The organism is Sphingomonas sp. 179-A 2A2 NHS (assembly GCF_045371305.1).
In the GTDB taxonomy this organism is placed as follows: domain Bacteria; phylum Pseudomonadota; class Alphaproteobacteria; order Sphingomonadales; family Sphingomonadaceae; genus Sphingomonas.
The window spans coordinates 1-3,086 of sequence record NZ_JBIQDE010000026.1; the positions used below are offsets into that span (position 1 = coordinate 1).

Sequence of the window (3,086 nt, forward strand, 5' to 3'; positions counted from 1 at the left end):
GCCGCGTGTCGGGGGTGGCAACGTCGTCGCCGGCGGCGCGGCGCGACCGGCGCCTTGGCAGCGCGGCGTCGGTCCGGACGACCAGCACCGCGGTCGGGCTGGCCTGGCTGGAGGTGGCTGACACTGCCCGGCTGTTCATGTCATCCGAAGCGGATTGTGGCACGGTGCTGAGGGTAGGGTCGCTCGGTTCCAGTTTGCCCTGTTCAGGCACGTTCGCCACCGGTGTGTTACCCTCCTGCTGCACCGCCCTGCCCCGCCATCCTGTTCTGACCAATAATTCGCCTGTTCCTACCATAAGCCACGATTATGGAAAGTGCCCGTGTGTGGCGTGGCGCAGGGAAGGGGGCGTGTCACGCTTCTGCACGTGTGGCACGGCATCACCGACGTTGAGGGTCGGCAATGATGCGCCTATACTGTCCCCAGCGACACACCGAGCAACAGGCTGCCACCATGACCGTCCAAGTCAACATCACGCCCAACGGCCGCATGAGCCTGCCGGCCGACATCCGCAAGCGGCTTGGGCTCACCGGCGGCGGTGCGGTTTATCTCGACGAGACGGCCGATGGCGTCGTGCTGCGCACCGTGCCGCAGATCGTGGCGCAGGCGCAGGCGCTCGCGCGCCGTTACCGCGACGCCCCCGGCTCCAGCGTCGACGACTTCCTCGCCACCCGCGCCGCGGAGAACGGCGAATGAGCGTCGTGCTCGACGCCTCGGCGCTGCTCGCGCTGCTGCGCGGCGAGGCTGGTGCCAAGAAGGTCGAGGGCGCGCTCGCCGGCGCGCGCATGTCGGTGGTCAACATGGCTGAGGTTGCCACTCACTACCACAAGCTCGGCATGCCCGACGAGGAGGTCGACGCCATGCTGCGGCCGCTGCCGGTCGAGCTCGTCCCGGCCGATGCGGCGCTTGCGCGCGAGGCCGCGCGGCTGCGGCGCCACACCGTCGAAGGCGGGCTGTCGCTCGGCGATCGCTTCTGCCTCGCGCTCGCCAAGCGCGAAGGTCTGCCCGCCTGGACCTCCGACCGTAAGTGGAAGGAGATCGCGGCTGCGGCCGAGGTCAAGGTGGTGGCGATCCGCTGACTGCACGAGTTCGTGCTATCGAGTAGGATATCGAGGACGCCCGCGTGCAGGACCTGATTGAACAGCCGGCGCGCTATCTCGCGACCGTCGAGGAAATGCTGATCGCCGAACGCATGACCCAGGCGGCCAACGTCGTGCGCGCGGCCACCCCGCGGATCGAGCGGACCGGCTACGACAACTGGAACGGCGGCACTGAGCAGTGGACGGTGTTCCTCTCGATTGATCCGGCCGAGTATGCGCTGCTAGGCGGCGCCAAGGACGGGGTCGAAGAGCAGATCACCCAACGCCTTAAGGCCGTGCTCGAACCCTTCACCCAGGATTGGTACAGCGCCAAGCTCGTGCCGCGGCTCGCGGCGCCAAGTGCTCCCGCCCGGCCGAACGACCGGGTCCGCCGACAGACGCGACAGAACATCATCGATGGCCTACGGATCGACCAGGTTGCGTGGTGCGGCACGCTAGACGACGTCGACTTTCTGGCCCGGCTCTACAGCCTCGACACGCTGCCGTCCTATGACTCGCGTTACAAGGATGCCGCCGGCGACATCTACCAGCACCGCGTTAACAATTTCGATTGGGGCGAGGACTGGGTCTATGACGACGCCCGCTTCGGGCTGTCGAGTGGACCGGACGAGGTCTTCCTGCGCTTCCTCTGCGAAACGGTCCACCCCGTGGTTCGTCCCGACAAGGACGAGGCGATCCGGCTGGTGGCGCAGTACAACGACCAGCTGCGCCAGGACGGCTGGGAGCTGGTTGAGGAGGAGCGGATCGCGGGGCGGCCGCGCTTCGTGGCCCGGCGCGCGGGGCTCGCCGGCGGTCGATCGGTCTCCCGCGCGCGAACGGTCGCGGACGCGCTCGATGCGGGCTGGATGCAGAAGGAGATCGAGCGGCTCGAAGTCGCGGTCGAGGCCGATCCCGCGCTTGCGATCGGCACCGCCAAGGATCTGGTCGAGACCTGCTGCAAGTCGATCCTCACCCGGCAGGGGGTCACCTTCTCCAAGACGGTGACGCTGCCCGAACTGACGAAACTGCTCACCAAGGAACTGAAGCTCGTTCCCGAGGGCATCCCTGACGAGGCCAAGGGCGCTGAGGCGATCCGGCTGCTGCTGCGCAATCTGACCACGATCACCCAGTACCTCTCGGAGATCCGCAGCCTGTACGGCTCAGGCCACGGCCGCGACGGCCGTCACCGCGGGCTCGAGCCGCGCCATGCCCGCCTCGCCGTCGGCGCGGCCGTCGCGTTTATCGACTTTGTCTCCGACACCTATCACCAGCGCATCCTGCCTGGTGCGGCCCCCTCACCATCGCTCACCGACGCGCGCAGCGCGCGGCAGGGCTGACGATCATTACTCAAGAGGCTTTCGCGTGTTCGATCATCCAATGAGCGACCAGGATCGACAATATCTGATCCGGCTCGCCCGTATCGCGGTCGCCAACTTCAACGCCGGCGACTGGAAGGAGCTCGGCGTTCATCTCGGCGCGCTCGACGTCATCACCGGCCACGATCGCCTACTGCGCAGCCTCAGCTTCGCGGATCCCGACTATTCGGGACACGCACATGGCGTGCTGTTCTCGCTGGCGGAGCGCAACCCGCACAACCTCGCCACGATCGCTTCCTTTATCCGCGATAAATACGGTGACGACGGCGAGCTGGTGTCGACCAGCGGCGGGCGGTCGCGCACCGTGGTGTTCACTCCCAGCGTGTTCGATCTGCCCGACGGCGGCGTCGAAGCGGACCTGATCGCGGTGATGACGCCGTTCGCGCCTGAGTTCGAGCCGGTGTTTCAGGCGATCGGCCATGCGGCCGCCCAAGCCGGCTATCGGACGCTGCGCGCCAAGGACATCTGGCAGCACTCAGCGGTGATCCAGGACGTGTTCGCACTGATCTTCCGGGCCCATATCGTCGTGTGCGACTTCACGGGGCGCAATCCGAACGTCTTCTACGAGGCCGGCATCGCGCACACCCTGGGCAAGCACGTTGTGCCGATCACGCAATCAGCAGGCGACATCCCG

The 3,086-nt window shown here is 67.1% G+C and carries 4 protein-coding genes; all 4 read left to right on the forward strand.

Features of this window, described 5'->3' with window-relative positions; translation table 11 throughout:
- Positions 1-450: 450 nt before the first annotated feature.
- Positions 451-693 (forward strand): AbrB/MazE/SpoVT family DNA-binding domain-containing protein, encoded by a 243-nt coding sequence (locus ACH0AE_RS17715; protein WP_066690591.1) that lies wholly within the window; start codon positions 451-453, stop codon positions 691-693.
- Complete coding sequence (locus tag ACH0AE_RS17720; protein ID WP_066690594.1) at positions 690-1,076, forward strand: PIN domain-containing protein; 387 nt, start codon at positions 690-692, stop codon at positions 1,074-1,076. The genes ACH0AE_RS17715 and ACH0AE_RS17720 overlap by 4 nt, the downstream gene beginning before the upstream one ends.
- Positions 1,077-1,120: 44 nt before the next feature.
- Positions 1,121-2,413, forward strand: a complete 1,293-nt coding sequence (locus ACH0AE_RS17725) for an abortive infection family protein (protein ID WP_232307961.1) — start codon at positions 1,121-1,123, stop codon at positions 2,411-2,413.
- Positions 2,414-2,438: 25 nt separating this feature from the next.
- On the forward strand, positions 2,439-3,086 hold a 648-nt coding region (locus tag ACH0AE_RS17730; protein ID WP_406876150.1), incomplete at its 3' end, for a hypothetical protein.

Bases quoted from the DNA above. Each gene is read 5' to 3' on its own strand.
- ACH0AE_RS17715 (WP_066690591.1), top strand. From the start codon at position 451: ATGACCGTCCAAGTCAACATCACGCCCAACGGCCGCATGAGCCTGCCG.
- ACH0AE_RS17720 (WP_066690594.1), top strand. From the start codon at position 690: ATGAGCGTCGTGCTCGACGCCTCGGCGCTGCTCGCGCTGCTGCGCGGC.